This is a genomic window from Streptosporangium sp. NPDC051022 (assembly GCF_040683035.1).
Classification (GTDB): Bacteria; Actinomycetota; Actinomycetes; order Streptosporangiales; family Streptosporangiaceae; genus Streptosporangium.
In genome coordinates, this window is record NZ_JBFBCF010000002.1 from 22519 (window position 1) to 42513 (window position 19995).

Sequence of the window (19995 nt, forward strand, 5' to 3'; positions counted from 1 at the left end):
CTCGTCAGAGGGCGGTCTGGATCTGGACCATTCTGCGGATCTCGCCGGCCTGGGTCGTGGCGATCTCGTTGGCCATCTCCTCGACCCTCTGGTGTGAGCCGTGGGTCAGGACCTGCTCGGACATCGTGATCGCGCCCCGGTGGTGGGCGATCATCAGCTGGAGGAAGAGCCGGTCGAACTCCTCGCCCGAGGCGGTGGCGAGGGCCTTCAGCTGCTCGGGGGTGGCCATGCCGGGCATGTTCGCGTGGCCCATGTGATGGTCCGGTGGCCGCAGGCCCTGCTGTGTCAGCCACAGCGACATGACCTGGATCTCCGGCCCCTGGGAGTCCCTGATGCGGGAGGCCAGGCTCTTCACCCTCTCGCCTCCGGCGCGTGACGAGGCCAGGATCGCCATCTCGAGGGCCTGCCGATGGTGAACGATCATGTCCTGCACGTACTTCACGTCGGCGGCGTTCGCCGTGGGGGTCGGTACCGCGGTGGCGGCCTCGTTCGCGCCGAGGGTCCTGGCGGCCTCGCCCGGTCTGCCCGGGGCGATGACGGGGGCGGTCGACAGCGCGGCGGGCGGGCTCTGCCCGGAGTCACACGCGCTGAGGGACAGGACGGCGAGGACCGCAAGCACCGGTGCGACGCGCACTCGGCCTCCTTCTCCAAGATCTCCCGAGGAAAGACCATAACTTCAAGGGGGATGTGAGTAAAGGTGGCAAGTCGGAAAAACTTACTGACATGTTGATGGGTTGTCGGGCCTCCTGTTCGGGTGAACGCTTTAGTCGTTTATGCGGCTTTTATAACATATGTGACAAGGAGGCCCGCACGTGTTATCCCCTCTCAGGAAGGGCCTGAGCGGACGGTTCCTGGTCATGGCCGCGGCCGTGGCGGCGATGGCCCTGTCCGTCATGCCGGCCCAGGCCGCCGACATTCCGGCCCCAGGCCAGGTTGTCACCAGCCCCAACGTGACGCACGTGACCAATGTCCCCAAACCAGCAGGACTGGCGACCACCATCAACACCGACATCGCCTTCCAAGGTGACTATGCCTATGTCGGTAATTACGGTGGGTTCTCGATCTACGACATCAGCGATCCGAAAAACGCCAAAGTAGTCAGCACCGTCGTGTGTCCCGGTTCCCAAATGGACGTCACCGTTCACGGCAACCTGCTTTTCACCGCCGTCGACTCCTCCCGGAACAACGACTCCTGCAGCAGCACCGCGCAGAGCGCGTCGATCAAGGAGTCCTGGGAGGGCGTCCGGATCTTCGACATCACCGACAAGGCCAATCCGAAGTACATAAAGTCGGTTGAGACCAACTGCGGCTCGCACACCCTGACCCAGGTCCCGGGCAAGGGCAGGGACCGCTGGCGGAACGTCTACCTGTACGTCTCCTCCTACAGCCCGAACGCGTCCTTCCCCGACTGTCAGCCGCCGCACGACAAGATCTCGATCATCAAGGTGCCGCTGCGCACGCCGGCGGACGCGGCGGTCGTCAGCACCCCGGTCGTCTTCCCCGACGGCGGCAACGAGACCCAGCCCGGCCTGCTGCTGCCCACCAGCGGCTGCCACGACATCACCGTGTACGCGGAGAAGGACCTGGCGGCCGGGGCCTGCATGGGTGACGGCGTGCTGTTCGACATCTCCGACCGGGAGAACCCGGTGGTCAAGACCCGCGTCACCGACCCGAACTTCGCCTTCTGGCACTCGGCGACGTTCAACAACGAGGGCAACAAGGTCGTCTTCACCGACGAGCTCGGCGGCGGCGTCGGGTTCACCTGCAACGAGGCCACCGGTCCCAACCGCGGCGCCGACGCCATCTACGACATCAGGCGCGGCAAGCTCGTCTTCAAGAGCTACTTCAAGATCCCCCGCTACCAGGGTGAGACCGAGAACTGCGTCGCGCACAACGGCTCGCTGGTCCCCGTCGCCGGCCGCGACATCCTGGTCCAGGCGTGGTACCAGGGCGGCGTCTCGGTGGTGGACTTCACCGACTCCGCCCACCCGAAGGAGATCGGCTTCTTCGAGCGCGGCCCCGACCCCAGCGGCGGCAGCGGCGGCATCTGGTCGGCGTACTACTACAACGGCTACGTCTACGGCAGCGACTTCAACTTCGGGCTGGACGTCCTCAGCATCAAGGACCGTCGTACGGATCCGGCCAGGAGGGTCCGCCTCGACGAGCTGAACGTGCAGACCCAGGCCTCCTACGGCTCCGGGCACGGAGGAGGGCACGGAGGAGGGCACGGCCTCGACGAGGAGTGATCGGCCCTTGGGGAGTCCGTGAGGTCTCACGGGCTCCGTGAGGTCTCGTGAGACCCGCGTGGTTTCGTGAAGGTGCACGGAAAGGCGCACAGAAGGGCGGCGGAGACGGTTCCGTCGCCCTTCTTCGTGTTCGCGTTGTGCGTTTCGCGGGACTGTCCGGGTCTGCCGGGGCGTACGGCGCGCGGGCTCAGGCGGGAAGCCCGTACGGCTCAAGCGGGAGGGACGAAACCGCCGGAGGGGGGACCGGGCGGCTGTCCGCCGGGCTGCGGGCTCTGGGGGGCGGGCTGCTCCGCGGAACCGTTCTGGCCGTAGGGCTGCTGGTGGGCGGGCCGCGGATGGGAGGACGGCGCGGGCGCCTGCGGTGCCCCCTGGTGAGGCTGCGGGGCGTAGGTCTGCTGCTGGGGCCACGGCGTGCCGTCCGGCCCCTGCTGGGCGTTCCACGCGGTCCCGGTCCGCTGCGCCAGCCGTACCTGGTCGCGGCGGCGGCGCTCGGCCAGGACGGCGGTCAGGTAGGCGAACGGCGGGACGCCGGGCGGCGGGGGAGGGGAGACGAAGGCCGACATCTCGGTGGCGATGCGCACGCCCATCTCGTGCTGGATGACGGGCGACAGGTCGTGCCAGCGCATGAGGTACTGCCTCGCCGTGGCGGAGACCCCCTCGGGCAGCTGGGACAGTTCCAGCGTCGCCGCCCACGAGGCGAGCTGCGGGGGCATCTCCAGCGGCGGGCCGTACTGCGCGGGGCCGCGCTCGGAGATCACGATGGTGCCCGCGAAGATGTCGCCGAGCCGCTTGCCCTTCTCCGAGATCAGCGAGCTGATCAGCGCGGGAGCACCGCTGAGCATCCAGAACTCCACCATCCCCGCCAGCCCGCGGAACAGGGCCTGCCGGAACCGTTCCGGACCTCCGTCGTCGCTGACGACCCGGAGCCCGAGGGCGAGCTTGCCCAGACTGCGGCCCCGCGAGAGGGTCTCGGAGATCACGGGATAGCCCACGAGCACGAGCACGGTGAGGGCGATGTAGATCATCGTGGTCAGCGCCTCGTCGAGCCCCCAGGCCAGGGCGCCGATCAGCAGGGACGCGCCGAACAGCGCCACGAGCTGGACCAGGATGTCGATCAGCAGCGCCGCGGCCCTGCTCGGAAGCTGGGCGACTCGGACTTCGACGACGACGGCCTCGCCGGTTACGACATCGGACACATGCAGAACCCTACCTATGCCGGACAGACTTCACCCTTCCTGCGGTCACGGTTACGTCCCCTTTCTGGGGGCGAGAAGGCTGCGCCGGGTGGGGCGTCTCCCCCCGCCCGTGGTACGGCTGCTCCGGTGGTGCGGTCGTTGCCCGCCCCATTCCCTCACCCGGCCGGGTACACGGCATGGTTGGGGCGGGTGCCCGATGTGGTCTGGTCGGGCCCGTGGGTTCGTGTCTTTCTTGGCCGGGTCCGGGATCCCGCAGCCTGTTTCCCCCGCCCGTGGTGCTGCTGCTCCGGTGGTGCGGCCGATGCCCACCCCACTCCCTCACCCGGCCGGATGCGCGATCCCCTCGGCCGGGCGCGCGATTCCCCCACCCTGCCGGGTATGCGATTCCCCCACTTGGCACTGGGCTCCGAAACCGCGTCGGTACGGCGAGGAGTGTCGCGGACCTGATCGGCGCCGATGAGCGGTGCGTGACCCGGAAACCTTCCTGGCCGGATCCGTGGCGGGCTTCCCGGTTGGGGGCGGGATCCGGGTGCGGAGCCGTGATGGGGGTGCGGCTCGGGACCCCTCCTTCCCGAGCCGCACGAGGTACGGCGCGGCGGCGCGCCGGGGAAGTGTCGCCGCCGCGCCTGCTTCAGGGGGCCCGGAGGCCGTACGGGGCGGTGCCGACCACTCCTCGCCGGGCGGTCATGGCCACCTCCGTCTCCCGTATGCGGAGCTCCAGGCCCTCCGAGGTGCGGTCTTCGAGGACCAGCGGTTCGGGTGTCGGCCAGGTCGCCACGGCGTAGAAACGGCGGCTGCCGGGGCCGTACAGGACGGTCCAACCCGTCCAGGTACGGGTCAGCCGCTCGGCTTCCGCGCGGGCGGGGCCGTCCCACGGGCGGTGAGGCGCTGCCGGGACCGGAGGGCCGGTCTCCTTGTTACGGTGTCGGCCTGCCGTACGGTGACGGCGCCACATCACGTCGTCACCCGCCCGGAAGTCTGCCCGGCGGCCTTCCCCGGCGCCCGCCCGTTTGCCTGAACGGCCGCCTGCTCGGCGGCCTCCTCCTGTCGGGCGACCTCGGCCCTGAGCTCGTCCAAGGTGTCAGCGTCCACCGTCCGCCCGGCCCCCGTGCCGAGCTGGGCGTCGGTGAACGGGACGACCCGTGAGGCCCACAGTCTGCCCTTGTCGCTGAGGATCACCCGCCAGCCGGGGATCACGGGAACGGGGGGTGAGGTCCCAGGGGGTGTCATAAGGCAGGAGACCTTTCTCGATCAGAGGTCCGTCCGATTCTTACAGAGTGAGTTCGTCCGCCTTCAGAGCGTGACTTCATTCAATGGGCTGAGAGCACGTAACGGCAGGTGCGGATGGGGGACACTGAGGGAGCAGCCTTTCCCCGTCAGGTGTTCCACGTGATGAGGTGCATGCATGAGCGCCGAAGACGTCCCCGGATGGGCACTCCGACTCCGCAGCAAGCGGCGTGAACGAGGATGGTCCCAGCGCGACATGGCGAAGGCACTGGCCGAAGCCGCGGCGGACCTGTCCCGGATCTGCCTGCCCGCACGAGAAACGATCATCAGAAGGATCAAGTCGTGGGAGGCTGGTGAGCACCAGCCGAAGGATCCCTATCGACTGCTGTACTGCCGCGTTTTCAGCACGAGCGAAGCGGAGCTGTTCGGTGACGACTCCGCGGACGATGACAACGGCGTCATCCACGACGACGAGATCGCCGCAATGGATCTGGCACGCCGGGTCGGCGGCAGCGACGTGAGTGAGGAGACGCTCCTTCGGCTGGAGGCGGCTTTCGATGACCTCGCGGTGGCCTATCAGGGCACGCCACCGACTGAATTGCTGGACAGGGTGCGTCGGCATCTGACGTACGTCGCGCGGCTGCTCGACGCGAGGAAGACGCTCGTGGAGCATCGCCGGCTTCTCGTGGTCGGCGGATGGCTGTCATTGCTGGCGGCCACCTGCAACATCGACCTTCACCGGTTCCCGGCGGCCAGAGCGCAGCTTCGGACCGCGGCCCAGCTGGCGAAGCAGGCCGAATATCCCGAAATCCTTGCGTGGTGCATGGAGACGGAAGCCTGGCAGGCTCTGACCGACGGCGACTATCGACGTGCCGTGACCCTTTCCCGAACCGCTCAGCGAGTCGCGCCGCATGGCGGTTCGGCTTACATCCAGGCGACGGCACAAGAGGGACGGGCATGGGCGCGATTGGAGGCCGTGAGGGAAACCCACGACGCGATACAGCGCGTCGACCGGCTGGTCTCTACCCTGCCGATGCCGGAACGGCCGGAACACCACTATCGATACGACCCTGCTAAGGGTGACGCCTATAAGGCGACGGCTCTTTCATGGCTCGGGGATTCTGCCGCCGAGCAGTACGCCCGCCAGGTGCTCGCCCGGATGGAGTCACCGGAAGAAGGGCCGCCCCGGCCACGCAGGGCGATGTCCGCGCGCCTTGACCTGGCTCTGGCCCTGATGGCCTCCGACCAGATCGACGAGGCGGGACACCTCACCCTCACGGCGGTGACAAGCGGCATCCTGGTTCCGTCGAACTACTGGCGGGCAGCCGAGGTGATCGACACCCTTGAAGCCCGCCGAGTACCTGAAGCCGTCGAACTACGCGAGGTGTACCGCGAACTGTGCGCCCCTCAGGGAAACGCTGGATTCTGACAGCGCCGGGTGGCGAGGAGGCGGCAGCAGTACGACCGGCAGTGCTGTGACGTGCCCCGGAACGTTCACCGCGTTGCCCGCCGTTCATTGGCGCCGGTCCGGTTTGCTTCATCGCTCGCCGTACCGGCGCAGTAGGGGGTCGCGGGATGGCGGGGAGGGGGGCGCGTCGGCGGTCGTGGCTGGGGCGGGGCGCGGGAAACCGGGGCGTTGGGGGTGGGTCAGTGGGAGGTCAGGTAGGCGATCAGGGCTGTGGCGTCGGCCGGGGGCAGGGTGATGCCGAACGTCTCCTCCAGGATCTTCGGGACCTCGCCCGGCTCCAGCGTCCGCTCCTCGACGGAGCCGTCGGGGCGGGAGGCCGTCAGCTTCGTTCCGTGCAGGCCGTACAGGACGTCCGGGCCGGGCCGCCGGACCACCGGGGCGTCGACGAACGGCGAGCGAGGGTGGGTGGAGATGTAGTGGTTGATCATCACGTAGTCCACCGGGTAGCGCGGATCGAGGGTGAATCCGTGCAGGTCGAGCCAGCCGTCGCGGCGGAGTGAGTACAGCACCCACTCCTGCGGGCCGTCGGCGGGGGTGTGGCGCTCCAGGCGGAAGCGCCAGCCGCCCTGGAGCGACTCGGCGCCGTCGGCGAACTCGATCGGCTCGATAGGTCCCTCGCCGAAGCCGACGTCGCAGAGCCATCGCGGGCCGCCGTCGGCCGTCTCCGCGGTGTCCACCAGCAGGAGCGCGTGCGTCGCGGCCCGGAGCCTGCCCGAGCCCAGCCGGACGCGCGAGGCCAGCCCGGTGACGCCGAAGCCCAGCCGTTCCAGGGCCGCCGCGAACAACCGATTGTGCTCGTAGCAGTAGCCGCCGCGCGGCCCGTGCACCATCTTGCGCTGAAGGTCGGCGATGTCCAGGAGGACGGGGCGGCCCAGCGTGATCTCAAGGTTCTCGAAGGGGATGGCGGTGCTGTGTGCCCGCTGCAGGGCGCGCAGGGTCTCGGCGGTCGGGGCGAGGTCGGCGGAGCCCCCGGCGAAGGCGATCCGGGTCAGGTACGCGTCCAGGTCCAGTTCGTCGCCGTTCCAGCCGCGATACGGGTCCGCGTGGTCCATGTTCTCGTCCTCCTCCGCTCGGCAGGTCCCGATCGACGCTTCCGAACCCAGAACCCTAGAACCTCTACCGGGATTGAGGTCAAACCGCCGGTCACTTCGATGACGGCGGTGGCGATGTCGGTGCCCGACCTCGGGAAGTGGATCCGCATGTACGCCGTGTCGCTCCCCGGAGCGGACGGTGGGACGTCGCCGCCGGGAGGACCGAGGCCGTCGAGGTGGAGGGGCGTCGAGGTGGAGGGGGCGTCGAGATGGGGGACGGAGGTCAGACCCGCTCAAGTGGGCGGTGGGGACCGGACGGGAGGGTCACCCGGATCTCGTCGCCGGGGCGGACCTCTCCGCCGGTGAGGACGACGGCCATGATCCCCGCCTTGCGGACGAGGTTGCCGTCCTCGTCGTGTCCCAGGACCGCCTTCAGCAGCCCCTGCTGGAACCAGTCGATCTGGACGCAGGGGTTGCGCAGGCCGGTCACTTCGACGACGGCGTCCCCGCCGAGGTGAAGGTGGGTGCCTCGGGGGAGGGCGAGCAGGTCGAGGCCGCGTGTGGTGACGTTCTCCCCGAGGGAACCGGCCTCGACGGTGAACCCCGCCGTGCGGAGCTCGTCGTGGAGTTCGGCGTGGATGAGGTGGACCTGCCGAAGATTGGGCTGGGCCGGATCCTGGGCGACGCGGGAACGGTGCTGGACGGTGACGCCGAGGTGGGCGTCGCCCTCGACGCCGAGTCCCGCGAGGAGACGGATGGAGGGGGCGTTCGGCTTGCTGAAGTCGTGGGTCGCACTGAGACTGACGGCGTCGACCGTGCCGCGCATGCCTTCCCCTTCCCCGAGAGCCGAGGCTTTCCCCGAGCGCCGAGACGTCTTGAGCGCCGAGACGTCTTGAGCTCCGAGGCTCCCCGAGAGCCACGGAACTCCCGGCCACGGAGCTCCCGGCCGGGCGCACCGGTGAACCGAACTCCCGGCCGGGTATGCCGGTGATCGCATCGGCCTGCCCTCGGGATGGACCCAGCCCACACGGGGCTGCCGCCGGATCGGCCCCAGCCTACGTGATTCTGGTCGGGCGGTTTGTGGTGCTGCGGTGACTGGGCGGGATATGTGCGGGCGACCGCTCGGGGAGTGGTCGTGGTGAACCGTACGGGCCGGGTGGGGTGGACGAGGCGGGTGAGCCGTACTTTCCGGCGGGGTGGGGAGATGTGGATACGCTTTCCCGGTGGACATCGACGCCTTTGTCAGTGCGCACCGCCCGTCCTGGGACCGTCTGGAGCAGCTGATCCGGCGTCGCAGATCGCTGGACGGCACCGAGATCGACGAGCTGGTCGACCTCTACCAGCGGGTCGCCACGCACCTGTCCATCGTCCGTTCGGGCCAGGCGGACCCGATCCTGGTCGGACGCCTGTCGGCGCTGGTCGCCCGGGCCCGCTCCGCGGTGACCGGCGCGCACACCCCCGCCTGGCGGGAGTTCGTCCGCTTCTTCACGGTGTCCTTCCCGGTGGTCGCCTACCGGGCCCGCTGGTGGTGGGTCGGCACGACCGCCGCGTTCCTGCTGGTCTCCGCGATCGTGGCCGTCTGGGTGGCGCGTGATCCCGCGGTCCAGGCGGCGATCGGCACGCCCGAGGAGATCACCCAGCTCGTCGACCACGATTTCGCCGACTACTACTCCGAGCACCCCGCGGCCTCGTTCGCCGGTCAGGTCTGGGTCAACAACGCCTGGGTCTCGATGCAGGTCATCATCACGGCCATCCTGCTCGGCCTGCCGATTCCCTACATCCTGTGGCAGAACGCGGCCAACGTGGCCGTCTCCGCCGGGCTGATGGCCTCACGCGGCAAGCTCGACATCTTCTTCGGCCTGATCACCCCGCACGGCCTGCTGGAGCTGACCGCCGTCTTCCTCGCCTCGGCCGTCGGCATGCGCCTGGGCTGGACGGTCGTCAACCCCGGACCCCGCAAACGCGGCGAGGCCCTGGCCGAGCAGGGCCGGGCCGTCATGAGCGTGGCACTCGGCCTGGTCGTCGTGCTGTTCGTCTCCGGCCTCATCGAGGGCCTGGTCACCCCCTCGGGGCTGCCCACCTGGGCACGGATCGGCATCGGCGTGGTCGCGGAGGCGGCGTTCCTGGCATACGTGATCTTCTTCGGCCGCCGCGCCCTGGCCGCGGGGGAGACCGGCGACCTCGAACGGGCCCCAGACCTCGCACCCAGCGCCGGATAGGCACTTCCACCCCCGGCCCGGCCCCGATCCCGGCTTCGGCCACCCCGGGTCCGGCCACCCCGGGCCCGAAGGTCACAGGCGGCCGGCGGCTTTCAGGGCCAGGTAGGCGTCGGCCAGGGCGGGGGCGATCTGCTCGGGGGCGGCGTCCACCACCTCGACGCCGTGGCGGCGCAGCCGGGCGGTGATCCTGCGCCGCTCGGCGTCCTGGCGTTCAGCGGCGGCCGCGCCGTACACCAGTTCCGAGGTGCCGCGTCCGGTGCTCATCGCCGCCACCTGGGGGTCGGAGACGGCGGCCAGGAGCACCAGGTGCCGGGAGGAGAGCTGCGGAAGCACCGGCAGCAGGCCCTCCTCCAGCGACGCCGCGTTCAGGTCGGTCAGCACGACGACCAGGCAGCGCCGCTTGGCCCTGGCCAGGACGGCCGCGACCATGTCCGCAGAGTCGGCCTCGATCAGCTCGGCCTCGATCGGGGCCATGGTGTTGACCAGCGTCGACAGCAGGTCGGTACGGCTGGCGCCGGAGACCCAGGCCCGCACCGCGCGGTCGTGGGCCAGGAAGTCGACCCGGTCGCCCGCGCGGGTCGCCAGCGCGGCCAGCAGCAGGGCCGCGTCCATCGACCAGTCCAGGCGGGGCCAGCCCGGCGCGACCGTCGTCCGGTCGTGCGCGCCGCGCGTCCGGGGAACCTCCCCGGCCAGCGGGATCGGAGCCGTGCCCACCCGGCCCGCCGAGGTGCGCCCGGTGTCCAGGACGATCAGCACCCGGCGGTCGCGCTCGGGGCGCCAGGTCCGGACCACGACGTCGTTGCGGCGGGCGGTGGCCCGCCAGTCGATCGAGCGGACGTCGTCTCCGACCACGTACTCGCGGAGCGAGTCGAACTCGGTGCCCTGCCCCCTGATCATCGACGGGTGCCTGCCCTCCAGCTCCCTGAGCCTGGACAGCTTGGCGGGCAGGTGCTTGCGGCTGAGGAACGGCGGCAGCACCCGCACCGACCACGGCACCCGGTGGGAGCCCTGGCGGGCCGCGATGCCCAGCGGGCCCAGCGCCCGCACGGTCACCGTGACCGCCTCGCGGTCTCCCCTGCGGGTGGGGGTGAGCGTCGTGACCAGCCGGCGGCGCTCCCCGGCGGGGACGTCCAGCGCCAGGTGCCGGGGGGCCGCCCCGGCGGAGGGGGGCCAGGCGTCCCTGAGCACGCCCCTGACCCGGCGTGGGCCGGGGTTCTCCACGATCAGCTCGACCGTTGCGGTCTCGCCGAGCCGTACCAGCCGGTCGCCCGCGCGGCTGAGGCGCAGCGGGCGCACGCTTCCCGCCAGCAGCAGGTCGACCGCGATCAGCGCCAGGAGCAGCAGCGCCGTCCCCGCCACCGCCAGCGCGGGATCGGGTGCGAACAGCACGACCAGCGTGCCCAGCAGGGCCAGCAGTGCGGCCCGTCCCGTCAGAGCCATGTCAGCACCGTTTCAACACCGTCCCAATGCCCTCTTCCGGCCGTCCGCGCATCGTCAGCGGGGGACGGGGACGGAGGTCAGGATGGCGTCGATCAGGCCGTCCGCGGTCGCGCCCTCCAGCTCGGCCTCCGGGCGGAGCTGGATCCGGTGCCTCAGCGCGGGCCTGGCCAGCGCCTTGACGTCGTCCGGGGTCACGTAGGAACGGCCGGACAGCCAGGCCCAGGCGCGGGAACCGGCCAGCAGCGCGGTCGCGCCGCGCGGCGAGACGCCGAGCTGGAGCGACGGCGACTGACGGGTGGCCCTGGCGATGTCCACGATGTAGCCGAGCACCTCGGGACCCACGTGCACCTGACTGACCGCCACGCGTCCTGCGTCCAGGTCCTCGACGGTGGCCACGGCCTTGACGTGGGACAGGTCGCGCGGGTCGAAGCCCAGCGCGTGCCGTTCCAGCACCGCGATCTCCTGCTCGCGGGCGGGCAGCGGCACGGTCAGCTTGAGCAGGAACCGGTCGAGCTGCGCCTCTGGGAGCTGGTAGGTGCCCTCGTACTCGACGGGGTTCTGGGTGGCGGCCACGATGAAGGGGTCGGGCAGCCTGCGCGCCTTGCCCTCCACGCTGACCTGCCGCTCCTCCATCGCCTCCAGCAGCGCCGCCTGGGTCTTCGGGGGCGTGCGGTTGATCTCGTCGGCGAGCAGCAGGTTGGTGAAGACCGGTCCCTCCCTGAACTCGAACTCCGACGTCTTGGCGTCGTAGACCAGCGAGCCCGTGACGTCGCCAGGCATCAGGTCCGGGGTGAACTGCACCCGCTTGAAGTCCAGCGACAGCGCGGCCGAGAGCGTCCTGACGAGCAGGGTCTTGGCGACGCCGGGCACGCCTTCGAGGAGCACGTGGCCGCGGCAGAGCAGCGCGATCACCAGTCCGGTGACCACCGCGTCCTGGCCGACGACGGCCTTGGCGACCTCGGCGCGCAGCGCGCCCAGCGCCTCTCGCGCGCCGTTCGCGCCCGGCGGCGGCGGAACGTGGGGCGCGCCCGGCGGCACCGGCGCGGAAGGCGCGGAAGGCGCGCCCGGGGGCGTCGCGGCGGGGGGCGGAACGGCCGGGCCGCCGTGGTAGGGCCCGCCGCCCGTGGGCATGCCGCCCTGGCCGGGGTACGGCGGGCCGCCCTGGCCGCCCGCGGCGGGCGCGCCGCCCTGACCCGGGTACGGTGCGCCGCCCTGACCCGGGTACGGTGCGCCGCCCTGCCCCGGGTACGGCGGGCCGCTCTGGCCGCCCGCGGCGGGTGTGCCGCCCTGGCCGGGATAGGGCGGGCCGCCCTGGACACCGCCCTGGGGCGTGCCCGCGGGGCCCCCGCCGGTCTCCGGACCCGGATGCCCGAAGGGCGGCTCGCTACGCTCGCTCAAGACTCTCTGACCTGCCTTTCCAACATGTCAAGATATGCGGCCAGGGCGATCAGCCCGGCCTCGTCGGCCGGTGGCGGGCCGTACAGCGCGGAGCCCACATGCATGGCCGCCTGCCCGGTCCGCTCGGCGATCGCGCCGACCTTCGCGTCCGGCCCGGCCGCCGAGGGCAGCCCGAGCCGGGGGGTGATCCGGTCGATGAAACCGGCGCGGAGGGCGGCGGCGGCCCGGTCGCGGGCGCGTCTGGCCCGGTAGAGCCTGGCCCGGCCCTCCACGGTCTCGGCCGCCCTGACCACGACGGGCAGCCGTTCGGTCACCACCGGGCCGAGCCTGCGGCCCTGCCAGAGCGCCAGCAACACGACCGCCAGGACCAGCTGCGCCACGCCCCACTTGACCCCGGCGGGGACGAGGTCGTAGAAGCTCTGCGCCCTCTGGCCCCCGGGCGTCCGCGGGACGACCTCGGGGGCCGTCAGCCAGATCACCGAGGGCTTGGCCCCGGTCAGGTTCAGCGCCAGTGCGGCGTTGCCGTCCTCGGCGAGCCTCAGGTTGCTCATGAAGTCGCCGCTGCCGACGACCGTGACCGTCCAGGGCCCGGCCGAGTAGCGGACCAGGGTCGGCCCGTCACCCGAGGGGTAGCAGCGGGCGGCCCCGGCGGGGGCGTTGAGGACCGCGCCGCCCAGGTAGGCGCTGCCGGCCCTGGTCGCGGCGGGCAGCCCGCACCGGGGCTCGCGCGAGCGCGACCGTGCCGTCTTGGTGGACGTCACCCCCGGCGCGAACAGTTTCAGGTACGGCTGTGAACCGATCACGAGCCGGTCGACCGGCATGACGGCGAGCCGGGCGGCGTCCTCGTCGGTGAGGAAGGAGGTGTCGCCCAGCAGCAGCGTGCCGTCACCGGAGCCGGCGGCGGTCAGGGCCTCGGCGGCCGACGTCACCCGGGTGACGCGGACGCCGTGGGCCCGCAGCAGTTGCGCCAGTGCCCTGCCGCCGGACAACGAGGTGTCGGCGGGGTCCAGCGGCCTGCCCTCGCCGGGCCGGCCGCTGAGCAGCGCGACGCCGACGGCGCCGACGAGCACGATGAGCGCGACCAGGAGGACGCCCCGGCCGGCGCGCCACAGGCTCCGCGCGGTCGGCGACGTCGAGCTCTGCCCGCCCGCCGGCGCGGGCGCCGGCGCCAGGCCCGTTTCCCGGGCGGTGCCGAGGCTCACGACGGGCTCCCCTGCGCGGCGAGCGCGGGGCGGGCCGTGCGCAGGCGCTCGTCGAGGTCGCGCATGAGCCCGTAGGAGTCGGGGGTGCCCGGTACCTCGCCGTAGGTCACGTCGTCGAACACCCGGGCCGCCGCGGCCAGCTCGGCGGCGTGGTCCGGCAGCGCGAGCCCGGCCTCCGCGGCGAGCTCTCCCGCGGTACGGCCCGGCGTCGAGTCGACGATGACGCGGTCCTCCAGATCCCTGGCGACGGCCCTGAGCCGCTCGCGGATCGCCTCGGCCCACAGCTCCTGCGCGGCCAGCCGTTCGGCGGCGTCGCGGTGCTCGGCCGCGGTGCGGCGGCCCTCCCCGAAGACGCCCTCCCGCCGGGCGACACCGTCCCGGGTGGTCCGGCGCGCGACCATGGCCAGCGCGAAGACGGCGGCGACCACGATCGCGAGGAGGACGATCCGCGCCGCCACGCTGCCGACGGCGCCGATGGACTCCTGGTCGAGCAGGTCGCCGATGAACTGGTTCACCCATCGCATGACGCGGTCGATCAGGGACTCCCCGGCGTATTCGGGCTTGAGCAGCTCCTGGGCCGCCTCCCTCGCGGCCCGGTCCCGGTCGATGTCGATCGGGACCGCGGCGAGCGGGGCCGCCAGGGCCGTCAGTGACCGGACCACGGAGCTCCCTGGCCCGGCCCGCCGGGGGTGGACGACGGGAGCCACAGGTCGTCGGCCGAGGAGTGCACCCACCCCTGGCGCTGCTGCTCGATCGCCGCGGTCTGCAGCACCAGGTCGAACGCCTCGACGCGCATCCGGCGGTCGGCGTAGAGCAGGCCGCTGACCCCCGCCTGGAACGGGTAGGTGATCATCGCCCCGATGGTGCCGCCGACGGCGATCAGGACCGCGGCGAGGATCCGCGCGCCGACGCTCAGGCCGAAGACTCCGGCCATGCCCCCCGCGAGGGTGAAGGGGAAGGAGATCACCGTGCCGACCAGGCCCGCGATGAGCCCGGTCAGGAGCAGGATGCCCAGCGTCCGCCAGAAGCCGCCGTGCGTCAGCTGCCACGACCTGCGCAGGGAGGCGAAGACGCCGCTGCGTTCCAGCACCGCCGCCGGAGCCGCGAGCACCAGGCGCGTGGTGAAGAACGCGGCGTAACAGATGTAGGCCAGCATCGCCAGCAGGAGCACCAGGACGGTCGTCCCGCTGTCCAGTTGCGCCGCCGCCAGCAGGAAGGTCAGCCCGATCAGCAGGGCCGCCGGGATCAGCAGGATCAGCGCCTCGACGACCACCAGCCCGAACAGCGTGGGCACCCGGCCCCTGGTCAGCCGCCACGCCTCGCCGACCGTGATCTTCCCGCCGAAGACGGCGCGGCCGAGGATCCGGGTCAGCACGCCGCTGAGCAGGGTCACCGCGACGAACTGCACCGCGTAGGAGATCAGCGTGCCTCCGTACTGGGTGAAGAAGCCCGCCTCCGGCATCTCGGATGTCAGCGCGCCCGGTTCGTTGTTGATGATCGCGCTCATCCTGCCCAGCATCAGCGCCTGGCCGATCGCCACCGGGATGGCGCCCAGCGCGGCGGCGATGGCCGACAGGCCCAGCACGGCCTTCGGGTTCGAACGGATCAGTTTGATCGAGCCGTCGATGATGTCGCCGAGTGTGAGCGGCCGCAGCGGGATGATGCCGGGCCGCAGGGCGGGGGGCGGGGGGCGGTAGCCGTAGGGCGGCTGCTGGCCGTACTGCGGGCCGTACTGCGGGCCGTACTGTGGGCCGTACTGTGGCCCCTGCGGACCGTGCTGTGGCGGGCCGTACTGCCGGCCCGGGGCGTAGGGGTGCTCCTGGTACGGCGGCGCGCCCGGCGAGCCGTACGGCTGCTGCGGAGGCGGGGGAGGGGGCTGCGACGGTGACGGCTCGTCGGATCCGGGCGCGGTCCATGGCGCCCCGGAGGCGTCGCCGTACGGTGGAGGCTGGTTGGACGCCCAGCCGGGTGGAGTACCGGGTGTGGAGCCGTGACCGTCTGACATAACCCAATCCTGACATGTGGACACACCGCTTGGGCTGTTCGGGAGATCACACCGGGGTTTCGTCTCCGGGAGACCGCCGGAGATGCCGGAGGGATGGCCGAGAGACGGTCGTTTACCTCAGACTGGGAAGGCGACCATCTCCGCTTGGCGTCCGCAGTCGCCGGGGCCGGGGAGGGCCGCATGGGGGTGTACTGCGCGCTTTACGTTGTGTGCGCCTAAAATTCGGCATTCGGATGTCTGGCGGTCGGCGGTGTCATCCGGTGGCCGGACAAGGGTAATCTTCGACAGCCGTGCCGTTTACCCCAAAAACTCCCAAACTGCGTAAAACGAATGAGGGGCCATGAAAGGACGCGTGCTGGTCGTTGACGACGACGCCGCTCTCGCCGAGATGCTCGGCATCGTGCTGCGCGGGGAGGGCTTCGAGCCCTCCTTCGTCTCCGACGGGGACAAGGCACTCGACGCGTTCCGTGACACCCGGCCGGACCTGGTGCTGCTCGACCTGATGCTGCCCGGCGCCGACGGCATCGACGTCTGCCGCCGCATCCGCGCCGAGTCCGGTGTGCCGATCGTCATGCTGACGGCCAAGAGCGACACCATCGACGTGGTGCTCGGCCTGGAGTCGGGGGCGGACGACTACATCGTCAAGCCGTTCAAGCCCAAGGAGCTCGTGGCCCGCGTCCGGGCCCGGCTGCGCCGCACCGACGAGCCGACGCCGGAGATCCTGCAGATCGGCGACATCACCATCGACGTGGCCGGCCACTCGGTCAAGCGCGACGAGGAGACCATCAACCTCACCCCGCTGGAGTTCGACCTGCTGGTGGCCCTGGCCCGCAAGCCGCGCCAGGTCTTCACCCGGGAGGTGCTGCTCGAACAGGTCTGGGGCTACCGTCACGCGGCCGACACCCGCCTGGTCAACGTGCACGTCCAGCGGCTCCGAGCCAAGATCGAAAAGGACCCCGAGCACCCCGAGATCGTGGTGACCGTCAGAGGAGTCGGCTACAAGGCCGGTCCGGCCTGAGCCTGCGCGGCTCCCCGGGGACCCCGACATGCCCACACCGAAGAAGCGCCGCCGCACCCTGCCCCAGCTGGTGCGGGGGGTCCGGCGACGGGCCCGCCGCGTCGTGGGCGGCGTGCGCCGGGTCTGGCGGCGCTCCCTGCAACTGCGCGTGGTCACCAGCACGATGGTCATCTCCATCGCGGTCGTCGCCGTGCTCGGTGTCTTCCTCATGCAGTCGATCATCACGACCACGCTCGGGGCGAGGGACCGCGCGGCCAGGAGCGAGGCGCAGGCCGACCGCAAGGCGGTGCTCACCTACCTGATCCAGCAGGACGGTGAGACCCCGAAGTCGTCGCCCGACCCGGGACAGGGATCCGCGCCGAGCCTGGACAGCCTGCTCGGCCAGGCGGTCGCCGCGCTCGCGGGGCGGGCCGGGTCAGCGGCGAGATACTCGGTGATCATCCGTAACGAGAACCGGCCGGGGGAGTTCTACGGCACCACCAACATCGACCAGGCGAGCATCCCGCCGAAGCTGCGCGAGGACGTGCTGAAGAAGCCCGCGGGCGAGGACAGCGCCCAGTACTGGAACCTGCGCTACGAGGGCAGGTCCGAGCCGGTGCGGGGCCTGGTGATCGGTACCCGTCTCGACACCTCGGGGACCGGGCTGGACGACGGATACGAGATCTACCACCTGGTCCCGATGGAGGAGGAGGAGAAGAACCTCACCTCGGTCCGGCAGATGCTCATCCTCGTCGGCGTCGCGCTGGTGCTGCTGCTGGCCGCCATCTCCTCGCTGGTCACCCGCCAGGTGGTCACCCCCGTACGGCTGGCCCGCCAGGCCGCCGAGCGCCTCGCCGCCGGTCACCTGGACGAGCGGCTGAAGGTCCGCGGGGAGGACGACCTGGCCCGCCTGGCCGCCTCCTTCAACGAGATGGCCGCCAAGCTGGCGCTGAAGATCCACCAGCTGGAGGAGCTCTCCCACCTCCAGCGGCAGTTCGTCTCCGACGTCTCGCACGAGCTGCGCACCCCGCTGACCACCGTCCGGATGGCCGCCGACCTGCTCTATGACGCCCGCGAGGACTTCGATCCGATGGCCGCGCGCTCGGCCGAGCTGATGCAGAACCAGCTGAACCGGTTCGAGTCGATGCTCGCCGACCTGCTGGAGATCAGCCGCTACGACGCCGGCGCCGCGGAGCTGGACGTCGAGCCGGTCGACGTCAGGGACGTGGTGCTGCGCGCGGTCGCCGACTCGGAGGCGCTGGCCGAGCGCCACTCGACCCGCTTCGACCTGCGCCTGCCCGGCGACCCCTGCATGGCCGAGATGGACAGCCGCCGGGTCGAGCGCATCCTGCGCAACCTGCTGTTCAACGCGATCGAGCACGGCGAGGGCCGTGACATCGTCGTCTCCGTCGGGGCCGACCGCGACGCGGTCGCGGTCGCCGTGCGCGACCACGGGGTGGGCCTGAAACCGGGCGAGGAGAACATGGTCTTCGACCGCTTCTGGCGGGCCGACCCCTCCCGCGCGCGGACGATCGGCGGTACGGGCCTGGGCCTGGCGATCTCCAGGGAGGACGCGATGCTGCACGGCGGCTGGCTCCAGGCGTGGGGGGCGCACGGGGAGGGCTCGCAGTTCCGGCTCTCGCTGCCCAGGGTCGCGGGGTCGCCGCTGCGGGGGTCGCCGCTGCCGCTGGTGCCGCCGGAGGTGGAGATGCGGCGGACGTGGCGGGGGCAGATGACGCCGGTGCTGTCACCGGCGGCGGCCGACGGGGGGCGCGATGCGGACTAGGACGCGAAGGAGCGTCGGCGTGGCCCTCATGGCCGCGCTGGCCTGTGCGGTGACGGCCTGCTCCGTCATACCCGTCGGGGTCAGGGGCGTCGCCGTCGAGAACGGGCGCAAGGGCAACCCGCTGGGCGACCCGTACGCGCGGGTGATCGCGGTGCCGCCGAGCGCCGACTGGTCGGCGGAGAAGGTCGTCGCCGGCTTCCGCGCCGCGATGGCGAGCGTCGACGACCCGCGGCGGGAGGTGGCGCGCCAGTACCTCACCGACGCGTTCGCCAAGACGTGGGACCCGCAGAGCGGGGTGACGGTCTACAAGCAGGGCGAGCCGCCGTCCGTGCAGGAGGGCCCCAGGGACACCCGGGTGACCCTGAAGGGCACCATCACGGCGCTCATCGACCAGGACGGCCGCTACCGGACCAGCGGCGGCCAGCTGAATGAGCCCTTCACCCTGGTCAAGGGGCCGAACGGATGGCGGATCAACGCCGCGCCGCCGGGGCTGCTGCTGTCGGAGGCCGACGCCGAGCGCGCCTACCTCAAGGTGGACCTGTACTTCCTCGACACCGAGCTGAAGGGCCTGGTGGTCGACCAGGTCAGGGTGCCGATCGACCCCACCTCCAACTTCGCCAAGACGACCGTCGAACGGCTGCTCAAGGGCCCGAGCAGCTCGCTCAGGGACGCGGTGAGATCGGCCTTCGACGGCACCCGGCTCATCGACGTCACCACGGAGAACAACCGCGTCGTCGTCGACCTGAGCAACCGGGTGGCCCCCGACCTCGTCGAGCCGATGTCGGCCCAGCTCGCCGGGACGCTCGCCGGGCTCACCAAGGGCGGCTGGGGCTTCGAGGTCAGGGTGGGGGGCGAGCCCTACTACACCGACAACCCGCTCACGGTCGACGCCCAGGAGCAGGCGGCCTTCGACCCGTGGATGGCCCCCGGCGACATCCACCCGTACTACCTGGCCGACGACGCGCTGTGGCTGCTGGGCAAGGAGAACACCGGCCAGCCCGTGCTCGGCGGGGCCGGTCAGAAGGACGGCACCAGGACCGATCCGGCGATCAGCGCCCACGCGCAGGTGGCGGCGCTGTCGGAGCGCGGCAGGGTCGTCTCCGTCGCGCCGCTGGCCACGGGCGGCGAGTGGCAGCGGTGGTTCACCGGAACCTCCCTCTCCACGCCGTGCTGGGACCGCTACCAGTCGCTGTGGACGGTGGACCGGATCGACGACCACACCTCGAAGGTGATCCGGCTCACCGAGGGCGGGCAGAGGCATCCGGTCTCCGCTCCCGACCTGGAGACGGTCTACGTCAGCTCGCTCAAGGTCGCGCGGGACGGGGTGCACGTCGCGGTGGCCGTGAAGGACGGGCTGGGCGAGCAGGTCAAGATCGGGACGATCGTCCGCCAGGGGGACACGACCCGCATCGCCAACCTGCAGCTGGTCGTGCCCTCGGACGGCAAACAGACGATCAGGGACATCGCCTGGAAGGACAGCAAGACCCTCTACGTCCTGACCGGCAAGTCCGGCCTGCTGGAGGCCTCGCTCATCCACGAGCCCACGTCCCTGCCCTCCGACTCCCGGATCAAGAGCATCACGGCCCTGGACGGCTCCCTGCTGGCCGGGGCCGAGGAGGACGGCAAGCGGCAGATCCTCTACTGGACCAGCTCCAAGTGGGAGCCCCGCGTCAAGAACGAGAACGGCTCGACGGACTTCGCCGACCACGGCCCGTCCGCCCCGGCCTACCCCCTGGGCTGAACCGAGCCCTCCGGCGCGGTTCGCCGGTGGTGCCCGTCC

The 19995-nt window shown here is 71.4% G+C and carries 17 protein-coding genes; 6 read left to right on the plus strand and 11 right to left on the minus strand.

Features of this window, described 5'->3' with window-relative positions; genetic code table 11:
- Positions 1-4: 4 nt before the first annotated feature.
- Entirely contained in the window at positions 5-634 is a 630-nt protein-coding gene (locus AB0N02_RS04300) for a DUF305 domain-containing protein (protein ID WP_363942577.1), read from the minus strand.
- Between the two features lie 178 nt (positions 635-812).
- Between AB0N02_RS04300 and AB0N02_RS04305 the strand changes: the two genes are divergently transcribed.
- The gene (locus AB0N02_RS04305; protein WP_363942578.1) at positions 813-2246 is read left to right on the plus strand and encodes a hypothetical protein; all 1434 of its coding nucleotides are present in this window, start codon (positions 813-815) and stop codon (positions 2244-2246) included.
- 209 nt (positions 2247-2455) lie between these two features.
- Here the strand turns inward: AB0N02_RS04305 and AB0N02_RS04310 are convergent, their stop codons facing one another.
- The 3 genes from AB0N02_RS04310 to AB0N02_RS04320 all read right to left on the minus strand — a co-directional run bounded on the left by AB0N02_RS04310 (position 2456) and on the right by AB0N02_RS04320 (position 4672).
- Complete coding sequence (locus tag AB0N02_RS04310) at positions 2456-3442, minus strand: RDD family protein (RefSeq protein WP_363942581.1); 987 nt, start codon at positions 3440-3442, stop codon at positions 2456-2458.
- 631 nt (positions 3443-4073) lie between these two features.
- Positions 4074-4400 (minus strand): hypothetical protein, encoded by a 327-nt coding sequence (locus tag AB0N02_RS04315; protein ID WP_363942583.1) that lies wholly within the window; start codon positions 4398-4400, stop codon positions 4074-4076.
- On the minus strand, positions 4397-4672 hold the full coding sequence (locus tag AB0N02_RS04320; protein ID WP_363942586.1) for a hypothetical protein: 276 nt from the start codon (positions 4670-4672) through the stop codon (positions 4397-4399). Before AB0N02_RS04320 ends, AB0N02_RS04315 begins: the two co-directional genes overlap by 4 nt.
- A 175-nt stretch (positions 4673-4847) precedes the next feature.
- On the opposite strand from AB0N02_RS04320, the gene AB0N02_RS04325 reads away from it, so the two are divergent.
- Positions 4848-6098, plus strand: coding sequence for a hypothetical protein (locus AB0N02_RS04325; RefSeq protein ID WP_363942588.1), 1251 nt, complete (start codon positions 4848-4850; stop codon positions 6096-6098).
- Between the two features lie 218 nt (positions 6099-6316).
- Here the strand turns inward: AB0N02_RS04325 and AB0N02_RS04330 are convergent, their stop codons facing one another.
- On the minus strand, positions 6317-7189 hold the full coding sequence (locus tag AB0N02_RS04330; RefSeq protein WP_363942590.1) for an arylamine N-acetyltransferase: 873 nt from the start codon (positions 7187-7189) through the stop codon (positions 6317-6319).
- A 262-nt stretch (positions 7190-7451) separates the two neighbouring features.
- On the minus strand, positions 7452-7994 hold the full coding sequence (locus AB0N02_RS04335; protein ID WP_363942593.1) for an MOSC domain-containing protein: 543 nt from the start codon (positions 7992-7994) through the stop codon (positions 7452-7454).
- A gap of 397 nt (positions 7995-8391) precedes the next feature.
- Between AB0N02_RS04335 and AB0N02_RS04340 the strand changes: the two genes are divergently transcribed.
- Positions 8392-9387, plus strand: a complete 996-nt coding sequence (locus tag AB0N02_RS04340) for a stage II sporulation protein M (protein WP_363942596.1) — start codon at positions 8392-8394, stop codon at positions 9385-9387.
- A gap of 72 nt (positions 9388-9459) precedes the next feature.
- On the opposite strand, the gene AB0N02_RS04345 is transcribed toward AB0N02_RS04340, so the two are convergent.
- The 5 genes from AB0N02_RS04345 to AB0N02_RS04365 form a co-directional block, all read right to left on the minus strand.
- Complete coding sequence (locus AB0N02_RS04345) at positions 9460-10827, minus strand: DUF58 domain-containing protein (RefSeq protein WP_363942598.1); 1368 nt, start codon at positions 10825-10827, stop codon at positions 9460-9462.
- Between the two features lie 54 nt (positions 10828-10881).
- Positions 10882-11958 (minus strand): MoxR family ATPase, encoded by a 1077-nt coding sequence (locus tag AB0N02_RS04350; protein WP_363943417.1) that lies wholly within the window; start codon positions 11956-11958, stop codon positions 10882-10884.
- A gap of 263 nt (positions 11959-12221) precedes the next feature.
- A complete protein-coding gene (locus tag AB0N02_RS04355) occupies positions 12222-13427 on the minus strand; it encodes a DUF4350 domain-containing protein (RefSeq protein ID WP_363942601.1) in 1206 nt (401 codons plus the stop codon).
- On the minus strand, positions 13424-14089 hold the full coding sequence (locus tag AB0N02_RS04360; protein ID WP_363942604.1) for a DUF4129 domain-containing protein: 666 nt from the start codon (positions 14087-14089) through the stop codon (positions 13424-13426). The genes AB0N02_RS04355 and AB0N02_RS04360 overlap by 4 nt, the downstream gene beginning before the upstream one ends.
- Positions 14074-15432, minus strand: a complete 1359-nt coding sequence (locus AB0N02_RS04365; protein ID WP_363942607.1) for a glycerophosphoryl diester phosphodiesterase membrane domain-containing protein — start codon at positions 15430-15432, stop codon at positions 14074-14076. The genes AB0N02_RS04360 and AB0N02_RS04365 overlap by 16 nt, the downstream gene beginning before the upstream one ends.
- A gap of 340 nt (positions 15433-15772) precedes the next feature.
- On the opposite strand from AB0N02_RS04365, the gene mtrA reads away from it, so the two are divergent.
- Genes mtrA through AB0N02_RS04380 form a run of 3 tightly spaced genes read left to right on the plus strand, consistent with a single transcriptional unit; the run spans position 15773 to position 19956 of the window.
- The gene (gene mtrA / locus AB0N02_RS04370) at positions 15773-16450 is read left to right on the plus strand and encodes an MtrAB system response regulator MtrA (RefSeq protein ID WP_012888151.1); all 678 of its coding nucleotides are present in this window, start codon (positions 15773-15775) and stop codon (positions 16448-16450) included.
- A gap of 28 nt (positions 16451-16478) precedes the next feature.
- Positions 16479-18215 (plus strand): MtrAB system histidine kinase MtrB, encoded by a 1737-nt coding sequence (gene mtrB, locus AB0N02_RS04375; RefSeq protein WP_363942610.1) that lies wholly within the window; start codon positions 16479-16481, stop codon positions 18213-18215.
- A gap of 28 nt (positions 18216-18243) precedes the next feature.
- Positions 18244-19956: an LpqB family beta-propeller domain-containing protein gene (locus AB0N02_RS04380; RefSeq protein WP_363943419.1), complete on the plus strand. Its 1713-nt coding sequence runs from the start codon at positions 18244-18246 to the stop codon at positions 19954-19956.
- Positions 19957-19995: the final 39 nt, after the last annotated feature.